The sequence below is a fragment of the Coraliomargarita sinensis genome, from assembly GCF_003185655.1.
GTDB lineage: Bacteria > Verrucomicrobiota > Verrucomicrobiia > Opitutales > Coraliomargaritaceae > Coraliomargarita_B > Coraliomargarita_B sinensis.
This window is the reverse complement of the sequence record NZ_QHJQ01000002.1, coordinates 369,713-392,193: the sequence shown is the minus strand read 5'-3', so window position 1 is coordinate 392,193 and position 22,481 is coordinate 369,713. Positions and strand designations below refer to the sequence as shown.

23 protein-coding genes are annotated in these 22,481 nt (G+C 54.1%); 8 read left to right on the top strand and 15 right to left on the bottom strand.

Annotated elements, in window-relative coordinates; genetic code table 11:
* Nucleotides 1-7: 7 nt before the first annotated feature.
* Nucleotides 8-490: an arsenate reductase/protein-tyrosine-phosphatase family protein gene (locus tag DDZ13_RS04255; protein ID WP_110130180.1), complete on the bottom strand. Its 483-nt coding sequence runs from the start codon at nt 488-490 to the stop codon at nt 8-10.
* Between the two features lie 95 nt (nt 491-585).
* On the opposite strand from DDZ13_RS04255, the gene DDZ13_RS04250 reads away from it, so the two are divergent.
* Both DDZ13_RS04250 and DDZ13_RS04245 read left to right on the top strand, forming a co-directional pair.
* A complete protein-coding gene (locus tag DDZ13_RS04250; RefSeq protein WP_110130179.1) occupies nt 586-1,062 on the top strand; it encodes a hypothetical protein in 477 nt (158 codons plus the stop codon).
* A 176-nt stretch (nt 1,063-1,238) separates the two neighbouring features.
* Nucleotides 1,239-1,940 (top strand): cytidylate kinase-like family protein, encoded by a 702-nt coding sequence (locus tag DDZ13_RS04245; protein WP_110130178.1) that lies wholly within the window; start codon nt 1,239-1,241, stop codon nt 1,938-1,940.
* Between the two features lie 52 nt (nt 1,941-1,992).
* Here DDZ13_RS04245 and DDZ13_RS04240 read toward each other — a convergent pair whose 3' ends face one another.
* On the bottom strand, nt 1,993-2,394 hold the full coding sequence (locus DDZ13_RS04240) for a DUF1772 domain-containing protein (protein WP_110130177.1): 402 nt from the start codon (nt 2,392-2,394) through the stop codon (nt 1,993-1,995).
* Between the two features lie 133 nt (nt 2,395-2,527).
* A complete protein-coding gene (locus tag DDZ13_RS04235) occupies nt 2,528-3,544 on the bottom strand; it encodes an aspartate-semialdehyde dehydrogenase (RefSeq protein WP_110130176.1) in 1,017 nt (338 codons plus the stop codon).
* A 47-nt stretch (nt 3,545-3,591) separates the two neighbouring features.
* Here DDZ13_RS04235 and DDZ13_RS04230 point away from each other — a divergent pair, with 47 nt between their 5' ends.
* Nucleotides 3,592-4,083, top strand: coding sequence for a L,D-transpeptidase (locus tag DDZ13_RS04230; RefSeq protein ID WP_233246070.1), 492 nt, complete (start codon nt 3,592-3,594; stop codon nt 4,081-4,083).
* A 259-nt stretch (nt 4,084-4,342) separates the two neighbouring features.
* Here DDZ13_RS04230 and groL read toward each other — a convergent pair whose 3' ends face one another.
* The 3 genes from groL to dnaK all read right to left on the bottom strand — a co-directional run bounded on the left by groL (nt 4,343) and on the right by dnaK (nt 8,333).
* Nucleotides 4,343-5,995 (bottom strand): chaperonin GroEL, encoded by a 1,653-nt coding sequence (gene groL / locus DDZ13_RS04225; protein ID WP_110130174.1) that lies wholly within the window; start codon nt 5,993-5,995, stop codon nt 4,343-4,345.
* Nucleotides 5,996-6,025: 30 nt separating this feature from the next.
* The gene (locus DDZ13_RS04220; protein ID WP_110130173.1) at nt 6,026-6,301 is read right to left on the bottom strand and encodes a co-chaperone GroES; all 276 of its coding nucleotides are present in this window, start codon (nt 6,299-6,301) and stop codon (nt 6,026-6,028) included.
* A gap of 85 nt (nt 6,302-6,386) precedes the next feature.
* A complete protein-coding gene (gene dnaK / locus DDZ13_RS04215) occupies nt 6,387-8,333 on the bottom strand; it encodes a molecular chaperone DnaK (protein ID WP_110130172.1) in 1,947 nt (648 codons plus the stop codon).
* Nucleotides 8,334-8,572: 239 nt separating this feature from the next.
* Here dnaK and DDZ13_RS04210 point away from each other — a divergent pair, with 239 nt between their 5' ends.
* Both DDZ13_RS04210 and DDZ13_RS04205 read left to right on the top strand, forming a co-directional pair.
* Complete coding sequence (locus DDZ13_RS04210) at nt 8,573-8,857, top strand: helix-hairpin-helix domain-containing protein (protein WP_110130171.1); 285 nt, start codon at nt 8,573-8,575, stop codon at nt 8,855-8,857.
* Between the two features lie 2 nt (nt 8,858-8,859).
* Entirely contained in the window at nt 8,860-9,540 is a 681-nt protein-coding gene (locus tag DDZ13_RS04205; protein WP_158279784.1) for an LON peptidase substrate-binding domain-containing protein, read from the top strand.
* On the opposite strand, the gene DDZ13_RS04200 is transcribed toward DDZ13_RS04205, so the two are convergent.
* Complete coding sequence (locus DDZ13_RS04200) at nt 9,537-10,601, bottom strand: N-acetylmuramoyl-L-alanine amidase family protein (protein ID WP_158279783.1); 1,065 nt, start codon at nt 10,599-10,601, stop codon at nt 9,537-9,539. The genes DDZ13_RS04205 and DDZ13_RS04200 overlap by 4 nt on opposite strands.
* Nucleotides 10,602-10,660: 59 nt before the next feature.
* Nucleotides 10,661-11,368 (bottom strand): DUF6901 family protein, encoded by a 708-nt coding sequence (locus DDZ13_RS04195; RefSeq protein ID WP_110130168.1) that lies wholly within the window; start codon nt 11,366-11,368, stop codon nt 10,661-10,663.
* Between the two features lie 459 nt (nt 11,369-11,827).
* On the opposite strand from DDZ13_RS04195, the gene DDZ13_RS04190 reads away from it, so the two are divergent.
* Nucleotides 11,828-12,193 carry a DciA family protein gene (locus tag DDZ13_RS04190; protein ID WP_110130167.1) on the top strand — a complete coding sequence of 122 codons (366 nt, stop codon included), beginning with the start codon at nt 11,828-11,830 and terminating at the stop codon, nt 12,191-12,193.
* Nucleotides 12,194-12,222: 29 nt separating this feature from the next.
* Here the strand turns inward: DDZ13_RS04190 and DDZ13_RS04185 are convergent, their stop codons facing one another.
* From DDZ13_RS04185 to DDZ13_RS04170, 4 genes are read right to left on the bottom strand one after another with little or no spacing between them, the layout of a single operon-like run.
* A complete protein-coding gene (locus tag DDZ13_RS04185; protein ID WP_110130166.1) occupies nt 12,223-13,470 on the bottom strand; it encodes an ABC transporter permease in 1,248 nt (415 codons plus the stop codon).
* Nucleotides 13,467-14,159, bottom strand: a complete 693-nt coding sequence (locus tag DDZ13_RS04180) for an ABC transporter ATP-binding protein (protein WP_199221046.1) — start codon at nt 14,157-14,159, stop codon at nt 13,467-13,469. The genes DDZ13_RS04185 and DDZ13_RS04180 overlap by 4 nt, the downstream gene beginning before the upstream one ends.
* On the bottom strand, nt 14,152-15,240 hold the full coding sequence (locus DDZ13_RS04175; RefSeq protein ID WP_110130165.1) for an efflux RND transporter periplasmic adaptor subunit: 1,089 nt from the start codon (nt 15,238-15,240) through the stop codon (nt 14,152-14,154). Before DDZ13_RS04175 ends, DDZ13_RS04180 begins: the two co-directional genes overlap by 8 nt.
* Nucleotides 15,237-16,823 (bottom strand): TolC family protein, encoded by a 1,587-nt coding sequence (locus DDZ13_RS04170; RefSeq protein ID WP_110130164.1) that lies wholly within the window; start codon nt 16,821-16,823, stop codon nt 15,237-15,239. Before DDZ13_RS04170 ends, DDZ13_RS04175 begins: the two co-directional genes overlap by 4 nt.
* Before the next feature lie 167 nt (nt 16,824-16,990).
* Between DDZ13_RS04170 and DDZ13_RS04165 the strand changes: the two genes are divergently transcribed.
* Together DDZ13_RS04165 and DDZ13_RS04160 are read left to right on the top strand one after the other, a co-directional pair.
* Entirely contained in the window at nt 16,991-17,785 is a 795-nt protein-coding gene (locus DDZ13_RS04165) for a thymidylate synthase (RefSeq protein WP_110130163.1), read from the top strand.
* A 51-nt stretch (nt 17,786-17,836) separates the two neighbouring features.
* Entirely contained in the window at nt 17,837-18,304 is a 468-nt protein-coding gene (locus DDZ13_RS04160; RefSeq protein WP_110130162.1) for a dihydrofolate reductase, read from the top strand.
* Between the two features lie 6 nt (nt 18,305-18,310).
* Here DDZ13_RS04160 and DDZ13_RS04155 read toward each other — a convergent pair whose 3' ends face one another.
* From DDZ13_RS04155 to DDZ13_RS04145, 3 genes are read right to left on the bottom strand one after another with little or no spacing between them, the layout of a single operon-like run.
* Nucleotides 18,311-19,321 (bottom strand): bile acid:sodium symporter, encoded by a 1,011-nt coding sequence (locus DDZ13_RS04155; protein ID WP_146209229.1) that lies wholly within the window; start codon nt 19,319-19,321, stop codon nt 18,311-18,313.
* 29 nt (nt 19,322-19,350) lie between these two features.
* Nucleotides 19,351-21,138: a GspE/PulE family protein gene (locus DDZ13_RS04150; RefSeq protein WP_110130160.1), complete on the bottom strand. Its 1,788-nt coding sequence runs from the start codon at nt 21,136-21,138 to the stop codon at nt 19,351-19,353.
* Between the two features lie 13 nt (nt 21,139-21,151).
* Nucleotides 21,152-22,468 carry a response regulator gene (locus DDZ13_RS04145; RefSeq protein WP_110130159.1) on the bottom strand — a complete coding sequence of 439 codons (1,317 nt, stop codon included), beginning with the start codon at nt 22,466-22,468 and terminating at the stop codon, nt 21,152-21,154.
* Nucleotides 22,469-22,481: the final 13 nt, after the last annotated feature.

The following is a 22,481-nucleotide window of genomic DNA, read 5'->3' as shown; positions in this document are numbered from 1 at the left end:
GCCATGACTATTTATAATCTTCGATACAGCGTTCGATAGACTCTTTCATCAATTTTACCGCGGTTTCCGGGTGCTCGAACTCCACATCCTCCACCCCCCAGAACTCGACCTGGTCGAGGACATCCGGGAAAAGCCTCTGTACCATCGGCCGGTGTTCCGACTGGCTGAGGGCAATCAATCGCTGACCCCTGGAACGATCAGGATCGAACTGACGCGGTGCCCGGTATGGCTCATCAAGGGCAACACCAAGCTCAGCCAGAGCCGTCACCGTATGCACGGATAGGTCTCCGGGATTATAGCTGCGCCACTTCGCCATTTCCAAACCGGCCGAATCCGCACGAACGGCCAGACCTTCCAAATCCGCCAGATGGTTGAAATACAATTCAGCAAATCGGCTGCGGTAGTAGTTGGCCGTGCAAAGAAAAAGAATACCGGGCGAGTCATTCATCGGAACAATGGAGATCGAGAGGCCGTATGTTTCAACCTTCAAAAGTGCTTGGAGCGGGAGCGCTTCACCGGCAGTTTGTCATCATGTCCCCGCATGAGCCATTGCACTGCCCACACCTGCCGCAAGTGCGTTCATCCATGAACCATACTTGCCTGACCGGGCAAGCGAAGCATACGCCGGCGTTCTACTATAACGCACTGAAATACGGACACTTCCTTTGGCAGCAAGGCCACGCCGGCCGCGCAGTGTTGGCCATCACCCGGGCACTCTACGCTGACATTTCCGAAGAGGATCCAATACTAAGCGAGTGGCCCCTACCCTACGCGGCGCTGCTGTGGATCTTCGAAAACCATCGGAGTGATGACTTCCCCGGCAACCCGCGCGTGAGCTTCCAGCATCAGGCCACCCGCCTGCGGGGGCCACGGAAGGAACTCCGCCGGGCCCGCGCATGGGCCACTTGGGCTCTCGTGTGTCAGGCCAGGCCAGACCTGAAGGGCGATCCGCATGATCCGCTTCCGGAACCGACACATCAGGACATTCGTAAACTCCTGGAAAAATTTGGGCATTCCAATGAAGCCAGCCTGTGGCGCCAGGTGATCCGCTTGCGTCCTTGATCTCCAAGCACAGAAGCCTTGCGGCATATGCTCAGGTTACAGCAGAAAAGACAGCATTTTGCTGGAAATATCCAACTTGCCAACTGCGCCTCCGGGAGTTATTCTCAAACCGTTCCTCAGTTAGGAAGGACGTTTCACAGCCCCCATCATCCACCCCATAGAAAGGCTTCTTCGTTATGGCTATCCACCCCAGTTTTACAGAGTGCCGCAGCTACGTTGCTGCGAACATGCACCACAAACCGACGGCCAAAAGCGTGCGCGCCCCGGCCGTCACAATATCACGCCAAACGGGAGCACGTGGACGATCAATCGGACTCAAGCTGCAGGAAACATTACGCTCACTGAATCCGAAAGCAAAAGTCCCCTGGACACTATTTGACGATAATCTCGTCCTAAAAGTTCTGGAAGACAATCAACTCCCCTCGGATCTTGAAAAGTTTATGCCGGACGATGCCGTCAGCGAAGTCGAAAGTTCTATCAATGAGATCCTTGGACGGCACCCCTCCATGTGGACTCTCTTTGATAAAACGGTGGGCACTATTGTCCGTCTCAGCCGAATGGGGAATTGTATCATTGTGGGACGCGGAGGCAATAAGATCACACAGGGCTTTTCCAATGTTCTGCAGGTACGCCTCGTTGGCAGCCTGGAAAAGCGGATCCAACAAATCGTTGCGCTAAAGCACGTCTCGCGCAAAGAGGCTGCGGATTATATTAAGAAAGAAGATGCCGCTCGCAGCCGATACATGAAGCAGCACTTCAATTGTAAAATCGACGACCCCCTACTTTACGACCTCACCATCAATACCGACCACTGCAGTGATGAGCAAGTTGTCGAGATATTGATCGCGGCAGTCGGGCAAATGCAGCATAAGAAATAAGACGCTTCAACCAACTCCTGCAGCTGAGAATTTGGTGGCGCTTATCCCGGCCTTATCCCATCCCGAGTACAAAGGCTGCGGTCCAGAGGACCGTGCGGGGCCAGTTTGTCTTGATCAGCCGTTGCATGGTTTCGCTACTGGTATCTCCGCTGTCAATTTTGCGGTGCAAAGGCACCGACACCGTGAAGGTCAGCAGCCAGGCAATCAGGATACAAACAAATGCCGCCAGATTCAACCTGGTGGGTTCCTCGCGCGTCAACCAGCCGACCAAGGGCAACTGTGTGAACATGACGGGGATGATCACCCATGCCACCCGACGGGTGTAGGCACGATGCCATTCCACCAATTTGGTCAGGTCACAGGTCAGAAAACTCGGATAGATCACCAGTTGCACCAGCCATAGGATCACGACCATACCAAAGTCCAGCAGCATCCTCAACTCGTTCAGGTCCATGACAAATATGTTTTACCCCCTAGATGGTCTGGTAAAGCAAATTACTGCATGCTTATGGGAGCGAGCGCAATCGACGAAGCTTACGAAAGACTGTGTTGCAATCAGCGTTCCTCCAGCCGATACACTTGCCGGATTACCCCTTCAGCTTGCCCTTGTCATGCAAGAGCTCTGCAATTTGGATCGCATTGAGCGCGGCACCTTTCCAGACTTGGTCACCGGTGACCCACAGGGCCAGACCGTTTTCGAAGACCTGATCTTTACGAATACGCCCGACCCCACAATTAACTACTTCAGAATAGTCCAGTGGCATGGGATACTTCGCGTTGGCCGGGTCATCCACGAGTTCGGAGCCTTCAAACCCGGCCACTGCCTCGCGGGCTGCTTCAATCGAAACCGGACGCTCGAACTCGGCACTGACTGAAATACAATGGGCACGGAATACCGGTACGCGCACGCAAGTGCAGGTCACCTTCAGTTCCGGAAGGCTCATGATCTTGCGACCCTCGTTCAGCATCTTCATCTCCTCCTTGGTGTAACCATCGTCGAAAAAGACATCGACGTGTGGGAGTAAATTAAAAGCGATCTGGTGGGGATAGACCTCTTTCTTCATCTCCCCACCTTCGGCCCAGGCACGTGTTTGCTGCTCCAGTTCGACGATACCTCCTGTACCGCTTCCGGACACGGCTTGATAGGTCGAAGCAATCACCGACTTCAGGCCGAAAGCCTGATGCAGCGGGTAAAGTCCCATCAGGGTAATTATGGTCGAGCAGTTCGGATTCGCAATGATCCCCTTGTGCTCAAACGCGGCATCGGGATTGATCTCCGGCACAACCAGCGGCACCCCCTCGTCCATGCGAAAGGCAGAGCTGTTATCAATTACAATACAACCGCGCTTCGCCGCCTCTTCGGCAAACGCCTTGGACTGGGAAGCACCGGCACTGAAAATACATGCGTCCAGACCGTCAAAACTGTCCGGCGTCGCTTCCTGGATGGTCCAGGACTTGTCCTGATAGGTCTGGGTCTTGCCAGCCGAGCGGGCCGAGGCCAGCAGGCGTAGCTCCGAGATGGGGAAATTACGCTCATGCAGAAGCCGAATGAGTTCTTGACCGACAGCGCCAGTCGCTCCGAGGATACCAATTTTATATGCCATATGATTTTCTAGAGGGAATCGAAAAACTAAATGAGCGCTGCGCGGTATTGTCAACAATCCCCACGGATTGCCGCCTTATCGTTTCGATCAAAGACCAGCGTATGGCCCTGATACAAGGTAACGATATCGCTAAAATGTACACCGTGTCCACCTCGCGGAAGCCTCCTTCCTGCATTGAAGATTCCAACGGCACACCCACCGGTTTACACAAAGTCGCCGATAAAATCGGCAACGGACAACCGGAGGGTATGGTTTTTAAAGGGCGCGTGCCCACAGGCAAACACTTCAGCAATTACACCGGTCAAGAAGGAGACCGCAACCTCATCACCAGCCGTATTCTTCGACTTCGCGGACTGGAACCGGGCCACAACGCCGGACCGGGCCGCGACAGTTATGATCGCTATATCTATATTCACGGCACCAACCACGAAGACCGTATCGGCCAACCCTTCAGCGGTGGTTGCGTGGAAATGCTCAACGACGAAGTCATTGAGCTTTTCAACATCGTCGACAGCGGGGATTTAGTCTGGGTGGTTTAAGGTAGGGAGGTCTGCCCCCAGACATCCGCGATCGGCAAGGGGCCTCACGACTCATCCATTCGATCAAGCTCGCTAAGACAAAGGTCACATGTGTGATCTTTATACGTGTTAGACTGTCGCGAGATTGGTTCGTATTCCCAGCCCGCGCGCAAGCATCGCGGAGGCATGAGGGCATGCCTCCCTACCTCAAACGTAAAAAAAGCCCCCGGCGAACCGGGGGCTTTGTTTAGAATAAGTGTACGGTTGGTCAACCGGGAGGCTACATCATGCCGCCCATGCCGCCCATACCACCCATGCCGCCCATGTCAGCGCCATGGCTGTGGCCCTTGTCCTCTTCCGGTTCATCCGTGATGATGGCTTCGGTGGTGAGGAGAAGGCCGGCAACGGAACCAGCGTTTTGCAGCGCGGTGCGGGTTACCTTAGCAGGGTCGACCACACCTTCGGCGATCAGGTCGACATATTCGCCTGTGGCTACGTTGTAACCCTTGCCGCCCTTGGCCTTGAGGACCTCGGCGACGACCAGCGACCCTTCGACACCTGCGTTTTCGCAAAGCTGGCGGAGAGGCGATTCAATGGCACGGCGTACGATTTGTGCGCCGAGTCTTTCATCACCCTCAAGACCTTCAGCAGCCTTTTCGATGGACTTGGCGGCACGTAGCAGCGCCACGCCACCACCGGGAAGAATACCTTCTTCGACAGCAGCACGAGTTGCGTGCAATGCATCGTCGACGCGGTCCTTCTTCTCCTTCATTTCCGGCTCGGTTTGCGCGCCGACGTTGATGACGGCAACACCACCGGCGATCTTGGCAAGACGCTCCTGGAGCTTCTCACGATCGTAGTCGGATGAGGTTTCTTCGATCTGGCGACGGATCTGCTTGACGCGACCCTGAATGTCAGAGCTCTTGCCGGCACCTTCGACAATGATGGTGTCCTCCTTCGTGATATTGACACGTTTGGCGCGGCCGAGGTCGCTGAGCTGGACATTCTCAAGCTTGATGCCGAGATCTTCAGTGATGCAGCGACCACCGGTAAGAACTGCGATGTCTTCAAGCATTGCCTTGCGACGGTCACCGAATCCGGGAGCCTTAACCGCAGCAACATTGAGTGTGCCACGCAGCTTATTGACGACGAGAGCAGCCAGTGCCTCGCCTTCGATGTCTTCAGCAATGATGAGGAACGGCTTGTTGCTCTTGGCAACTGTTTGAAGCAGCGGAAGGATTTCGTTCAGATTGGAAATCTTCTTCTCGTGGATGAGAATGTAAGCGTCTTCCAAGTTAACTTCCTGAGTTTCCGCGTCGGTGCAGAAGTACGGGCTGAGATAGCCTTTGTCGAACTGCATGCCTTCGACTACATCGAGGGAAGTTTCGATACCTTTGGCTTCTTCAACTGTGATCGTGCCATCCTTGCCGACACGGTCCATTGCATCGGCGATGATTTCGCCGATTTCCTGGTCCCAGTTTGCGGATACAGTCGCTACTTGGCGAATTTCCTCACGGTCCTTCACTTTTTTGCTTTGTTTCGCAAAAGACTCGGTCGCTGCTGCGACAGCCTTGTCAATACCTCGCTTGAGGTAGATCGGATTGGCGCCAGCGGCAACGTTCTTAATACCTTCACGATACACTGCTTCAGCAATCACGGTGGCAGTTGTTGTGCCATCACCTGCGGAGTCAGCCGTCTTGGAGGCGACTTCACGCACCATTTGTGCGCCCATGTTTTCGTAGGGATCGGAAAGCTCGATTTCCTTGGCAACGGTCACGCCGTCCTTGGTTACTGTCGGCGCACCGAACTTTTTGTCGAGCAGCACGTTGCGGCCCTTGGGTCCAAGCGTCACCTTGACGGCGTTGGAAAGTGTTTCTACACCGTGCAGGAGCTTTTTGCGGGCTGATTCGTCGAATAGAATTTGCTTAGCCATATTTCGTTATATTTTTGTGTTACAGATTGATTAACCAACGATACCGAGGAGGCTCTCTTCCTCGATGATGGTGTATTCAGCACCGTCGATTTTGACTTGGGTGCCACCGAATTGAGGCATCAGGACTTTGTCGCCCTTCTTTACGAAGAACGGCTTGTCGTCCTCCTTGCCCGTGCCCAGGGCGATCACTTCTGCCTCCTGGGACTTTTCCTTGGCGGAGTCGGGAATAATGATCCCGCCACGGACTTGTTCGTCTTCTTCAATGCGCTTTACGACAACGCGTGCACCGAGTGGTTTTATTTTCATAGTTTGATGTATGGTTTAGTTGGAGATGTTGTTTTGTGAAAAACCGCAGCCAGGAAACAGATGCTCCGGACTGCGGCCATAGAGATTATTTCTTATCGTCGTCAACGACTTCGAAGTCGGCATCGACGGTATCACCGTCGGCTTTCTTCTCTTCAGTCGCTCCGGCATCACTTCCGGCAGCGGCCCCCGCATCAGGGCCTGCACCTTCGGCACCACCGGACTGACTGTAGAGGTCCTGAGCAAAGGACTGCATAACCTCGAGGATCTTCTCCTTCGGAGCCTTGAGGGCCTCGGCGTCTGCTTCCTGATCTTCAAGCACCTTCTTACCGTCAGCGATCGCTGTCTCGAGTTCGGTCTTCTTGTCTGCCGGGATTTTTTCACCCAGCTCCTCGATTTGCTTCTCGGCCTGATAAACGATGTTATCGAGTTCGTTGCGGGCTTCGACACGTGCCTTGAGAGCTTCGTCTTCGGCAGCGTGCGCTTCAGCCTCGCGCTTGAGATTTTCAACCTCGTCCTTGTCGAGACCGGAAGAACCGGTAATGGTAATGTGTTGTTCTTTACCTGTGCCCTGATCCTTCGCACTGACGTTAAGGATACCGTTGGCATCAATATCGAAGGTCACTTCGATTTGCGGTGTACCACGCGGGGCGGTCGGTATACCGTCGAGACGGAAGTTCCCCAGTACCTTGTTATCCTTGGCCATGGGGCGCTCACCCTGCAGAACCTGAATGTCGACTGCGGTTTGATTGTCCGCGTAGGTTGAAAAAGTCTGACTCTTTTTGGTCGGGATCGTGGTGTTCCGCTCGATCATGGGTGTGGCCACGCCACCGGCAGTTTCGATTGCCAGTGTCAGCGGGGTCACGTCAAGGAGCAGCACGTCGCGTACGTCGCCTTGAAGCACACCGCCTTGGATCGCAGCACCAATCGCAACCACCTCGTCCGGATTGACGCCCTTGTGTGGGTCTTTCCCGGTCAGGTCTTTGGCGATTTCCACGACCTTGGGTGCGCGGGTCATACCACCAACAAGGACCAGCTCGCCGATGTCGGATGCGCTGTGACCGGAGTCCTTCAGGCAAGCCTTGAACGGATCCACTGTGCGCTGGTAGAGGCCATCACAAATCTGCTCCAGCTTTGAGCGGCTGAGCGAGACGTTCAGGTGCTTCGGGCCGGAAGAATCCGCGGTGATGAACGGCAGGTTGATGTCAGTGCTCTGAGTGGAGGACAGTGCAATCTTGGCTTTCTCTGCCTCTTCCTTGAGACGCTGGAGAGCCATCTTGTCAGAACGAAGGTCAATCCCCTGTTCCTTCTTAAATTCTTCGATCAGGAAATCGATCAGTGCGCTGTCCCAGTTGTCGCCACCGAGGTGGGTGTCACCGTTGGTCGCCTTGACTTCGAAGACACCGTCACCGATTTCAAGAATCGAGATATCGAAGGTCCCCCCACCGAGGTCATAAACAGCAATCGTCTCGTCCTGGCCTTTATCCAGGCCGTAAGCCAATGCCGCTGCGGTCGGCTCGTTGATAATACGTTTCACTTCGAGACCGGCAATCTGACCGGCATCCTTCGTCGCCTGCCGCTGGGCATCGTTAAAGTAAGCCGGCACGGTAATGACCGCTTCAGTCACCTTCTCACCGAGATAGGATTCGGCGTCGGCCTTAAGCTTCTGTAAAACCATGGCGGAAATTTGCTCGGGAGCGAACTTCTCGGTCTTGCCTTCCACATCACACTCGATGTAAGCGTCGCCGTTTTTACCTTCGACAACCTTGTAAGGAAGGCTCTTGGCTTCTTCCTGCACTTCATCGTACTTGCGGCCGATAAAGCGTTTGGCTGAAAAGATGGTGTTATTCGGGTTGGTGACTGCCTGACGCTTCGCCGCTTGGCCAACCAGGCGTTCTCCATTCTTGGAGAATGCAACGATTGACGGCGTGGTGCGTGCACCTTCCGAATTAGGGATCACAACAGGCTCCCCGCCTTCCATGACGGCCATGCAGGAGTTTGTTGTACCGAGGTCGATTCCAATTATTTTACCCATGCCATGTATGTAGCAAAGCGGATGCCGTAACGGAAAAATTTAGCATAAACGCCTGTACTGTAATTACTTAAAAATATTTACGAGACTTGAATCGCATCTTCTACAACAGGAAAAAGCGACACAACGTCACACAGCGTGTCACACCTAGGGACATCACGGTGGCGTCGCTGTCACACCTATTTTGAGGGATGGGGCATTTCTTTGTTTCAAAGCCCAATGGAAATCGATGAATAGAAGCCGTGTTTGCAGAAAAGAAGAAAAAGAAAGTCGACTACGAGGCCTTGAACTCTGCCCTGATGCGGATTCCGCGCATGGATGTGGCTTCGGCGCGTAACCTGATCGATATCGGCATTCGCGATACTTTTGAACTTCAAGGGCGCGCTCCGGAAGTGCTTTTCGAGGAAGCCCGCTCAAAAAACCCCTCAATTCCCGAGGATCGAATTCGCTATTTTCGCATGGCAGTATATTATGCTGAAACAGATGATCCGGAACCCCGCATGTTGCATCCGGATCAATGGACATAGCGATGAGCAGTGAAATTGAAATACCGGCCGAAGTTCCGGTGATGACTTTAAACGAAACCGTCCTGTTTCCACAGGCCATGATGCCTCTGTACATCTTCGAACCTCGCTACCGGCAAATGCTCGCGGATGTATTAAGTGCAGCGCGTATTTTTGCGGTTGCTGCCGTGGACACCCGGCAGGAAGAAGCGGAAGTACTGGAAACACCCCACTCCATTGCCGGTGTCGGTGTTGTGCGCGCTTGCAAACAAAACCCCGATGGCACCTCAAATCTCATTTTGCAGGGCTTGGCCCGGGTCCATTTTGAAGAAATTGTCGCGGAAGAGCCCTACCGCCGCGCACGCATCAGTCAGATTCTGAGCAAATCCGACGGTTCCGTGCAGTCACTTTCGGCCATCCAGCCGACTTTGATCAGTCTCGTACAGACGCAAATGCGACTGGGAGCACCGATCCCCAAGGAAGTCCTTCAATTCCTCAGCAATGTAAAGGAACCGGAAAACGTTTTGGATCTTGCGATCTACACGCTCTGTTCATCCAGCAAGCTAAAACAGCAACTTCTTGAAACACGCGGGATTCTCGAACGGTTTGATCAGTTCGAGCGCTATCTTGGCTCACAAATCGAGCAACTCAAACTCGACCGCATGCTCAAGGGCGGACTGGACGACGAACATCTGGGTAACAACTAATGACCGGCACCCGGGCCGTAGACGTCAAGCACACCTGCCACTACGCCCTGTGCATATTCCACAAGTATATCGCCCTCAGCCAGCGGCCTTCCCGAATGCCTGCGCTCCAAGGCTTCCTGGATCCTCGGATAGCTCTCTTTACTGTTGGCGATGTAGGGCTCGAGTAAGACGACCGGGCACTCCACATACCGGAGCAGCATCAAATTTCTCGTCCAGAGGTATGGCGTGTGGCCAGCCAGTTGTACCGCGTTCTTCCCGTTGTATTTTGAAGCCGGCAAGGCAGTCGCCTTTCCCAACGAGAGACCAAGGGCCTGCCCCAACTCACGTTCAATTGTTGCAGAACCATTGGCTATTTTCACAGCCAGCTGCTCCTTCTGACGGGGAGAAGAAAGCTCGGCATCACTGAGGCAGCCGAAAATCAGAACATGAGTATGGTTGGAATCAACCAGCGAATATTTGACGGCTCCGTCCCGATCGAGCGGCCACGGCGCTGCGTTGATGTGAAGCGACAACAAAGCATCCGGCTTAATCTCCTCGTTCACCAAGCGGGCGCGCTCCTCCAATTCACCGGCAACGGCATACATCCGATTCATCGCCTGCTTGAGGGCATAAGCATAATCCAACAGTGAAGCCCAGCTTACCTCATTGGGTCGCTCGATGCGCTCGGTCGCCGCAGTTAAGTAGGCTTCGGGTAGTTTGGGGTTGAGCGGTGTTGCACTGTTGCGAAGCAATGTCACCTCGGCCCCCATCTCAACCAGTTCAGCCTGTACCAGGCGAGCCACCTCTAAAACCAGCTCTCCTTCACGGACGCGAAAGTCCTCCGGACCGATCACAAAATCTCGTCCCTCAGTCGCCGCCCATTCACCTCCGATATGCCCCGGGTCGATGGCGAGATGCACACCACTCAACGCCTCCCCGGAATCGCTTCGGCTGGCACGAATTGCCTCTGGACTTCGCCACCAGATCTCCGGCTCGGCCGCTTTTATTTGCTCGAGCGTTAAATGCTGCTCCCAATCCGCATAGGGCGCGTAGCGTAGATTCAGCTCTGTGGCGTAGTCCACCCCATGGACCGACAGCGACAACCCACACGCACAGAGAAATAATACCAATCGATATCCCATCAGGCGTAACCCTCGAATAAAGTCTCAATCTCTTCCAGCATCTCTTCGGAAATCGAAAAATCGATTTCCTGAGCAAAGCAGTCGAGGCTGGTGATCGCGTTCGTTGTTGCTTCGCTGATGCTGTCATTGCGAAGCCGCCTGGCGAAATCGATGTTCAACTGATTCACTTCCGAATAGATCTGCTTCAGAGCCTGAAAATCCCAGTCCGCCTCCAGGCCCTTTTGATGTCGAAAATACTGCGCCAAGGCATACATCGACAACGCCCGGTACACCGTCTCCTCAGTATCCGCAAAAGGCAGGTGAAAACGGGCCATCGGGCGAAGTTTATCCATAATCGGGCAACCGCTCGTCGCCATGTAAATGCCTATAATCGAACTGATGGATGAGGACAGATTGGTGCGCGTGCGCTTGGTAATGCGCTGACCACTCTCGACCGTGACAACAGCTTGTTTGGTTGAAATCGAGTCCTGAAAAAATTCGACAACATCAATCAGACTGACCGCTACCGGGCAACGCGGCTGATCTTCTATCTTTAACGGGCAATGCTGACATTGCTTGTAGCTTAGCCTTGTCCACTCCGGATAACTGTCGCGCTCGCGCTGGACCAATTTTCCGCTCTCACGATTGAGTTTAATGACAAACTTCTTTTCCGAGCCGTCCGGAAAAGAAAAACGGTAAGTCAGGCTGAGAAACTTATCCTGCGCCATGTAACATAATATCCACTGTGAGAATTGGCACTTAAGATGGCTGATACAAAAATGGCGCGTTCCCTACCCCTAAGGAACGCGCCAACCATTGTCTACTTTATTTGTTACCCCAAACTCCCTTGCGGGAGAAATTGTTGATGTGTGTAGAGATGAATCAAAAAATACTTTCTGCAAGCGCTGATTTCATTTTTTTTCACTTTCTTCTAAAACTTATAGTTAGAATTAGTTCGCCTAATAAGGAAACTCTTAAACAGTGTGGCGCGAAGCCTACCCCTAAGCCCCGCGCCACTGTGTTTTCTGCTTTGTCTTATTACCCCAACTCCCATGTGGGAGAAAGTATATGGAACATACAACAGAAGCCGTGCCAATTTATTGCCCTGCGCAAAATTAGTCAGCGACAGTTCCGATCGATGATTTTTCTAGCCGAGCTTGCTCATAAACTGAATACTTTTGCTCAAAATGAAGTTCACGAAGAGCACAGAGGATATAATCGCCGATTTCAGAGGCTTACCGAGAACGGTCACACCCTCCTCCCGCAAACCACCGACTTCGATTGAGAACCTCCTCGTTGTTCTTAAAGAACAGTATAAGCTCGAAACGCCCAGCCCCGAAAGAAGCCTGGTCGAGAATTGGGAAAACGTTTTCGGCTCCAGCCTGGCCGGCCGTTGCAATCCGGTAAGAATCAAGGATGGCCAGACCCTGATCATCTCCGTGACGAACCAAACGCTGCGTTCCGAACTTCAATTTCAAAAGCGGGCCATACTGAACAGGATACAAAAGCTGGAACACTGCGGCAACATCCGGGAACTGCGGATACGCAGCTAAGCCTGCCGCATTTTCACTTTCGGGCGGCTTTATTCATACCTCAGCGCATCGATCGGATCGAGCCGAGAGGCACGTAGTGCGGGGTAGATCCCCGACAAAAGCCCGATTCCCGAACTGAAGAGAAAGCCGTAGAGCATCGCTATCACGGGAACGGTTTGAATACCTTCCCCCTGCGGAATGATATCCCGGGCCACTGATAGCAGGCCGACACTGGCAACCAACCCAAGCAAACCACCGAGCAAACTGATGACGACCGCTTCGGCGAGAAACTGAATAAAAATGTCGTGACTCCTCGCACCGATCGCCTTTCGCACACCGATCTCACGGATCCGCTCGCTAACCGAAGCCAACATGACATTCATAATACCGATTCCGCCCACCAAGAGAGAGATCCCCGCAATACCCCCTAAAGAGTAGAGAAAGGAGTTCTCCAGCTTCTTCAGTTCCATTAGCTGCTCCTCTTGAGTGCGGATTTCAAAATCGCGAATGCCCCGGTGGGTTTGTGTCAGGGTATTTTCCACCTGCTCCATCAGGTCGGGCAGCTCCCGCACGTTGGATGCGAGAATTTCCATGCGATCGACTTCGTTACTTCCCCGGTAGCGCGACATAGCCGTGGTGGCCGGGATGAAATTGAGCCGGGACTCCCAATTCCAACCCCCGTTGCCGGATAGCCCGCTACTCTCAACCGGCGCAAGCTGACCGACGACGGTGTAAACGTCGCCATCGACCTTGAGCTGTTGCCCGATCGCATTGTCGTAATCACGAAAAAGATCTGCCACCACATGGTCCCCCAGCACAATCACAGGACTTTTCAACTTGATGTCGGTCTCGGAAATGAAACGCCCGTAGGCCAGTTCACGATTCTGAATCGAAACATAGTCGGGAGTCACTCCCTGCAACAAAGCACCCGCGCGTCGACCTTTGCCGACGAACCGTTCCCAGCGCATATCGACAACGGGGGTAATAAACTCAGCCAGCGGCGTGGCGCGTTGTATCGCGGAGTAATCCCGCCAGGTCATGCCGGGCGAAATTCCGGCGATGTGTTTTTGTGATTCGGGCGGGGTCCTCGGGTGCACCTCGATTTTCAGTATCCCGCCGCTGCGTTCAAAAGACGACCGCATATTATCGAGCATCCCCTGAACGATCCCGACCATCGCCACCAGCGCCGCAACCCCCAGGACAATACCGCTCATGGAAAGCATGGAGCGTACCTTGTTGGCCCAAATTTCAAGAAACCCGTTGCGGGCACCTGATGCAATGTCGGCAACCGGATTCATCGGCTTGTATCCTCCACGATACGTCCATCCTGCATACGAATCCTCCTTTTGGCATAACGTGCCACTTCATCATCGTGTGTGACCAGTGCCAGCGTGATGCCCTCGTCGAGCAAGGAGGCAAACAGCTCCATGATGCGTCCGCGGTTCTTCGTGTCCAGATTGCCCGTCGGCTCGTCGGCAAGAATTAGACGTGGCTGATTAATCAAAGCTCTGGCAATTGCAACTCGCTGTCGCTCCCCTCCGGACAACTGGTTGGGCGTATGATCGGCACGGTGGTCCATTCCCACACGCTGCAGCGCACTCAAGGCGAGCTCTTTGGGATCGTCAAACCGCTCACGATTATACGTAAGCGGAAGCTGGACATTGGCCAACACCGATAGACGAGGCAAAAGATTGAATGACTGAAAAACAAAGCCGATCCGGCTTGAGCGCAAACGGGCACGCTCACCACCATCAATGCTGGAAACATCCTGGTGCTCAAAATACATGCTTCCGGAGGTCGGTTTATCCATAAAGCCCAGCACGTGCATGAGGGTTGACTTTCCCGAACCGGATGTGCCGATCACGGCAATAAACTCGCTGGCGCGGATCGTCAGGTCGACTCCATCGAGGGCATGCACGGGCTCGTCACCCACCCTGTAGGTGCGGCGAATATTCGTCAGCTCAAAGATGGGCTCCGGATCACTCATCTCCATCACGGTACTCGCTGGGACGACTCAGGGCGACTTCGTCTCCGATTTCCAAGCCGGACTTAATTTCGGCATGCTGCAGATTGTTAATCCCGACGCTGACATCGCGGGGCCGCCAAGACTCGTTTTCCTTAACATAAACAAGCGTGTTGCTGTCGTCTTCGGTGAAGAACACTGCGGAAAGCAAGACCGAGACCGCACCCTCGACCGACTTGATGGGAATGTCGACTGTCGCACTGATCCCGGGACGTACCCGGTTGTCTTTCGCGGAAAACAACACCTCGATAGGAAAGACCCTCACATCTCCATCCCGACGGGCGGACAGGGCAATATCTCCGATCTGCCCTTCAATTTCATAGTCCGGAATCGCGTCGAAAGTCAGGCGGGCGGTTTGCCCCACGCTCAGTCGCTCGACATCCACTTCGTTGATATTCGCTTCCATGTAAAGTTCACGAAGCTGGGCGATCGTCATCAATTCCGTGCCGTTTGAAACCGAGGTCGCCCCGGAGATCACTTCGCCCTCCACCACATCGAGCAAAGTCAGAACCCCGTCATGCGGGGCAACGATCACGGTTTTGGACAAATCTTCCTGAGCGTCTTCAAGTCGGGACTGTGCGATTTCCAGATTGAGCTTTGCCAGATCGTAGTCCGTTTCCGCATCCAGAAAATCCTGCTCGCCGACGAACTTCTTTTCGTAGAGCTCCTTGAGCCGTTCATAGTTCCGCTTCGACTTGTCCAGTCGGAGCTGCTCCGCCTCCAGACTACGCTCAGCTTCATTCACCTGCGTTTGCAGGCTGGTGGGATCAAGCTCCAGCAGCGTTTGCCCACGCACCACTTCGTCGCCCTCCTCTACCGAGATACGCTTAATACGACCACTGATTTCAGACTTCACGATACTACTGAGCAGGGGCATCACTTCCCCGGTCGCGGTAACAACGGATTCAAGATCACGGCGTTCAGCCGTATCCGTGCGGATAGGGGGTCCACTTTCCGGTTGGACCTCTTTAATCTTCTGATAAACGAAGTACCCGCCACCTCCGAAGAGTGCCAGTACCAGTAGTATAATGAGTAAGCGTTTCATGTATCCGTTTCTGTGGCATCGCTGAGTGGATGCGTTTTAAGGTCCGGCGGTGTGGACAAGCGGTCCACTTGTTCCCAGGTGAATCCGTTGCGCTGTAGAATGGTGCTGTCGATACGGCTCAATTCCACCTGTGCCTGCAAGGTCTCGATAAGAGCAGACAATTGATTGCGCCGGGCGGCATCAAAGTCGCGCTGCGCTTCCAGAACATTCCGGTAGGCCACGACGCCGGAGCTGTAGCGGGCGCGCTGTTGTTTAAAGGCTTCTCGATTGAGTTCGAGCGCCTTACGAGTCACTTCAATGCGACGAAGCCCCGCCTGCACAGCCCGCCAAACGCTACGGGCGGCCAACGCTTTCTGTTGTTTAAGATCGTAGAGCAGGAGCTTTTCACGCTCCAGATTTCGTTCCGTTTGCCGCAGCCGGGCCTCGGCAGCTCGTGTGCCCCAGGGGATCCGTAGTTCCAGGCCAACATTCCAGTCCCGGCCATTCCGTTGGTAGGCTCCCCGGTAGGACGTTTCCCCGTCGGAATCCCGCCCCAAATAGGTCACGCCGGCGACCAACGACAAGTCCGGCTTGATGTCGTCCCTGGCGAGGATGCGATTGATCCGCTGGACCTCGACACCCAGCTCCTGTGCGTCGGCTTCGACATCGCTCTCAACCGTATCACGAACCACGGCCGGCATGGGCCGAAGTCCCGGCAAATCTTGAGGCAATGGATTCACCTGCAAATTACCCTCCACTGGTGCTGTAAAAGAGGTGTCCCCCATCAAGCGGCGCAGACGGTCTTCAGCCTCCGCGATGACCCGCTCCGCCTGAATCAAATCTTCCTCGCGATCATTCAACTCCGTCTCGGCCTGGAGAACCTCCAGCGGCGTAGCCAGTCCGAGTCGTTCCCGCTCCTTGTTCTCCTCCAGAAGGTTTTCCGCCAATTCTATGCTGGAAGCGATCAAACGCCGGTCCGCTTTAGCGTAGGCCAAGTCCCAATAAGCTGATTCAGTATTCTGGAGCAGGTCGAGGACCTCCGACCGAAGTTCAAACAAAGAAATTTCAGCCCCGATCTTAGCCCGCGCTAAAGGCGCGAGGTTGACCCGGCGCCATGCACCCTGCAGCAGAGGCTGACGAATGGAGATCCCGATGTCGGCCGAATAATCGGGATTGCGGGCCGCATTGTTATTTGAAGAGCGGCGGCGGATGCCTGAATCCACTGACACTGTCGCGCCCGTGCTTAAAAGTTTATCCGCCCCGACCGCCGCCCTGCGGGATTCACTCTCCGGGGTATTCGCATTATCCAAGGCGCTGGTTCTGGCCGGCGAAAGGCTTTCCGAGAGGCCGGTCGAGCCAAATAGCTCCACATCAAAAGCCGCCTCTTCAATGACAACATCATCCTCCGCATTCGCTACCCGGTATCTTTCGGTCGCCAGGCCCAAGTTGTGCTCCAATGCCCGGCCGATGACCTTATCCAGCGTCAGCACCTCGCTTTTTACCTCCCCAGTCCCAACATTCGCCGGCTCCGACTGCGACGACAACCCGCCTGCAGGCATTGCCAGAACGAGGGCTAATAAGGATTGGTTTATACGGCTGACCATAAAATTAAGATAGCTTATCGGTAACGCAGGGCAACATCTATGCAAGCGAGTTGATACAAAAGCCCCTTTGTCCCGCAGGAATCACAAAAGTTCAAAAGTCATTTTGATTTGCAGTCAACGACCTAGCGTTGACAACCGGCCACTTCCACGAAGCCTAAAGAAAGCGCATGAAGACCTACCACGACCTACTCCGTTCCGTTCTTGAAACCGGAACTTACAGGGATGACCGGACAGGAACCGGCACCTACTCCATCTTCGGGGCTCAAGCCCGCTTTTCACTCAGCCCGGACTTCCCCTTGCTGACCACGAAAAAGCTTCACCTGCGTTCCATCATTCACGAACTCCTTTGGTTCATCCAGGGCAATACCAACATCAACTACCTGAAAGAGAACAAGGTCACCATCTGGGACGAATGGGCCGACGAGGACGGCAACCTCGGGCGCGTGTACGGGGCCCAATGGCGTGACTGGATCGCCCCGGACGGGGAACGCGTCGATCAACTCGCCGAGGTCATCGATACCATCAAGAACAATCCTGACAGCCGTCGCCACATTGTCTGCGCATGGAATCCCGGCGAAGTCAAAGACATGGCTCTGCCGCCCTGCCACGCCCTCTTTCAGTTTTACGTCGCCGACGGGGAGTTAAGTTGTCAGCTCTACCAACGCAGTGCCGACATCTTTCTCGGCGTGCCGTTCAACATCGCCTCCTACGCCTTACTTACCATGATGGTCGCCCAGGTCTGCGATCTGAAGCCCAAGGAATTCGTCCACACTTTCGGTGACCTTCACCTCTACTCCAACCACGTCGATCAGGCGAAAGAGCAACTCTCCCGGGAGCCCCGCCCGCTACCCCAGATGAAAATCAACCCGGCCGTAAACAGTATCGACGGTTTTCGCTACGAGGACTTCGAGCTTGTCAATTACGATCCACACCCCGCGATCAAAGCACCGATCGCCGTCTAAGCCTTTTAACCCAGACATCCGACTGAACAAGTCCCGCATCCTGTATCCCGTATGAAACATTTTAAAGCAATCGCCGCCATGTCGGAAAACCGCGTGATCGGCAGTGACGGCGACATGCCCTGGAACCTGCCGGAAGATTTTAAATGGTTTAAGCAAGCGACCATGGGCGGAATAATGATAATGGGGCGTAAGACTTATGAGAGTATCGGCAAACCACTCCCCGGTCGCGAAACCTACGTGCTCAGCCGCCGGGAACTCGACATACCGGGAGTGACCAATATCACCGATATTTCCGCACTACAGGACCTGGAGACCGATAAAACAGTGTGGATTGCTGGTGGCGCGGAAATTTACCGGCAGACCCTCGACGACTGCGACGAAGTCTACCTCACGCGGGTTCATCGCCAATGCGAAGGCGACACTTTCTTTCCTGAGTTTGAAGACCGTTTCGATTTCGATGAAGTCCTGCAAAAGAACGAAGACTTCACGATTGAACGATGGGTTCGCCGGCAGGCATAATGGGCCTCATGCACGTTCATTGAAGCGTGGAACCAATATTCCGCCCAATAAAAGCTGGAGTGGATGATACACAATCAGGGGCACCAGGATTAAACCGGTGTCCCAAGGCAGGGATGCTGCCGCGAAAACAGCGGTAAGTAGTGGCAAACCCGTCGCGATGGACTTCTGGCTAGCTGCGTAAAATGCCGCAACACGCTCGCCCGGCCCCAGATTTATCAATCCGGAACTTCGCCAGACCGCCCCACTGACCAAAAGTAAAAGCAGCAGGACCCCACAGAGCACAGTTAGGAGCCGTCCGATTGAGAGTGTGGTCAACACTCCGGACGAAACCGTTTGGGCAAATGAAAGATAGACAATATAGAGGATCGCAACCTGTGGTAACCATCGTGCCCTTTGGCTGACAGCGATCGACCATGCGCGGCAGCTACGGCGCAAACACTGCCCCAGAGCAAGTGGCAACAACACAAGCCAGCACAACTTGATCAACACGGGAAAAAGGGAGACATCGGCTCCACTGGCATGGGACAAGTAGGCCACAGCAAGCAATGGCACCAGTAGGACCGCGAGCAGATTGGACAGGATGCTGACAAAAATCGCCTGCGGCACCGCACCGCCCGATGCCGCTGTCAGTGCAGTCGCCGAGGCGATCGTTGTGGGCAGGATAGCCAACATCCAAAAGCCCATGCACAACTCCTGTCCCAATAGAAAAGACATCGGTGCGTTGAGCAATGACGCCAGGGCTGGAAACAGGATAAAATTCCAACCGAGAACAAAAACATGCAGGCGGACCGGTCGACTACCTGCCAGCATCTTTTTTGTGGCCAGAGATAGTCCCTGCACAAAAAAAATAAGAGCCACAGAGAGATCAGCCGCCAAGTCCGCATAACCGACGGCATTCGCATGCCCCGGCTGCGGCCAGACAAAAGCCATAAGCACCGCAGCGCAGAGAAGCAGCATAAAGCCTTGTTGACGCACCCAGTAGATCACTTCGTCATTCAATGCTGTTTGGAATGCCACCACATGAGTCAGGCACTCCTTGAATCAAGCTACTCTTTATCTTCTTTGTCCGACATTTCGGATTCGGCGGTTTCAGCGGCAATAGCAAGTTCGTGAGCATACTCTTCCATGTCAGGCGGCACCGTCGCCAGGGCCTCTTCCATCGTGGACAAGCCCTCCTTTACCTTGAGCATGCTGTCCTGGTGTAGTGTCATCATCCCGTTGCGCATGGCGATGCGTTTGATGACCGCAGCTTCCTCGTCTGCGTTAATCGCCTTGATCAATTCCTCGCTGGTCGCCATCAGCTCGTGAATACCCACCCGACCTTTATAACCGTTACCGCCACATGTGGGGCAGCCGTCCTCGGAATGCGCTGGTACTTTACCGGACCACTCGATCGCACGGCGGATGATTTCAGCCTCGTTGCCCTCCTGCATGTAGTTTTTCTTACAGGATTTGCAGACCCGGCGCATGAGCCGCTGCGCGCAAACACAGATTAACGAAGCGGAAATCATGAACGGCTCGATCCCCATCTCGGTCAGTCGCGAAATGGTAGTCGGTGCGTCGTTCGTGTGTAGCGTGCTGAATAGCAAGTGGCCGGTGAGCGCAGCCTCCACCGCAATACCGGCAGTTTCCTTATCCCGGATCTCGCCGACCAGAATCACGTCAGGGTCTTGCCGAAGAAAGGCGCGTAGTGCCGTGGCAAAAGTAAGACCGATCTTACGCTGCATTTGCATCTGCAACAGACCGTTCAGCGTATACTCAATCGGATCCTCGGCCGTACGGATACAGATATCAGCAGTGTTGATTTCGTTGAGCGCGGAATAAAGCGTCATCGACTTACCCGAACCGGTCGGGCCGCAATGCAGAATCATTCCGTAGGGTCTTTGAATCAGCTCACGATAGATACCGAGATTTCTTTCGGAAAAACCAAGCGCCGGCAGGGGCAGTGTACTCTTCTGCTTGTCCAGAATACGCATGACCACACCTTCACCGTGATTGAGCGGCGCGGTAGAAACACGCAAGTCCACATCGATGCCCTTTTTATTGAACTGCTTGAAGATAATACGACCATCCTGAGGCATACGTTTCTCCGCGATATCGAGCTGCGCCATCACCTTCAGGCGGGCGAGCAAAGCGCCGGAAGCCGAAGGCGGAATCGTCAGCTTGTTTTGCAAGACACCGTCAACCCGCACCCGAACACGGGTCTCTTTTTCAAAAGGCTCGACGTGGATATCACTACCGCCGGAGAAATAAGCCTCCTCGATAATACGGTTTGCCAACTTGATGATCGGGGCGGACTCTTCATCCGAAAAGTCATCCTCGCTGATATCCTCTTCGCTCTCAAAGTCCGCACCGAGCGCCTCGACCACGTCACCAAACCCGACGGCCTGGTGCTGCTCGTTTTTGTCATCCAGCGCGCTGATAATTTCCGACTCCAGTCCGAGAAGTATTGAGACTTTCATTCCGGACATATCCTGCACCTTGGCTGTGACGCGCAGGTCAAAAGGATTGCTCAGCGCTACAATGATATAGTCACCGGCAAAACCCAAAGGCAGGACTTTGTTTTCCTGGCAAAAATCCTTCTCAAGCTTGGAAAAGGTCGTCTCGTTTACCTTGCAGCGGCGGATGTTGACCGGCGTCAAATCGAAAGCTTCGCTCTTGGCGAAGAGCAATTGATGCTGGCTTATTTTGTATTCCTCGGTGAGTAGCTTCTCGATAGCATCCCCCGACATCTCCTCCTCGGTATCGGCAATATTGCGATACTGACCATCACTCAGATGCCCTGCTTTTAGGAGGTTCTGAAGTATTGCAGTCTGTATACGGGCTAGAGCCATGGATTAGAGGATTCTAGAGCTTAGCGAGCTCACTCTTCACGAGAGACATATTCTTGAGATCGTCGCGGGTTTGTATCGAATTTTCAAATTCCAACTTTCGGGCCAGATCTGCTGCAGTCAATCCGTCTGCGAGCATCTCTCTTTCAAAATAGTGCCTTTGGGCTTTTTTCATCAGCACGTTCAGGCGCGTGTCCGGACTGGCGATCTGCACGTCCTCAAGTCCCATGGCATTTTGCAGAAGTTCGACAGAAATGGCCTCGTCGCTTTCGCTGGATTTAACCGACTGCATCACAACCTCCTGAACCTCCTTGTAGCCCCGGGGCCAATCATGCGAAAGCAGGAGATAAACGGCCTCAGGCGTAAACTCAGCGCAGTTCTTCATACCGGAACGCTCGCTGGCAATTTTCGCGAATCGACGGGCGTAGGATGCCGTGTCCGGTGTCCTTTCATTGAGGGAGGGAAGGACAACACCATGGTCGCCGGTATCTCCCAAATGCGAGGAAGGATTGTCCGCCTCCAGGTGGTAGACCAGCAACATGTTGTTACCATCATCAAGTTCACCGGCAGCGGCTTCCGTCAGCTCGCGCGCCCGCGCAATTTGATCGCTTGATGTCAGGCGAATACAGACCGTGTTACTCTGATCGTGACCCGAAAAGACTTCTCGGAGTCTTACCATAGCCTCTTCTTTCGAGCCGGGAAAATCAAAACTTGCGACCGGCAGGTCACTGTTCCCCCGCCATGCGGAAATATCTTTGGCGGCCAACTCCGCGTCACCACCCACCGGCTCCAGGATGAACAACTCTTTGGAAGCATTGGCAACCGTCCAAGCGTGTTGCATGAAGCGTTTCGCAGCAGCACTGACCGCACTGAAAAAGCGTGGCTCTTCAGGATAACTCGAGCTGGTCTCGCCGACTTCGGCACTGGCTTCTTCCGACTCCTGGGCCTGCCTGTTTTTTTCCTCCTCCGTCATCGGCTCGGAGAATCGTGCCACCTGCTGCAGAAATGCTTCCGTATCCAGAGGCTTTTCCATAACGAGCGTCACACTCATGTTGGCCACCTTGACCAACTCGGGGGTGTTCATCAACCCGGAGACCAATATAAAAGGGAGGTTGGGGTAAAGCTCACGTGATTTTTTAAGGAAATCCGCACCATCCATTACCGGCATCTTGTAGTCGGAAATCACCAGATCGTAGGGGATCTCTTCCAACTGATCGATTGCCCTCTCCGGCCGGGTCGCCATATCGACACGGTAGTTGTTGTCGCGAAGAAGATCCTGCAGCATCTCTGCGTAGTTTTCTTCGTCGTCTAGAACTAATATCCGTCCTGCCATAGCTTTATTTTCG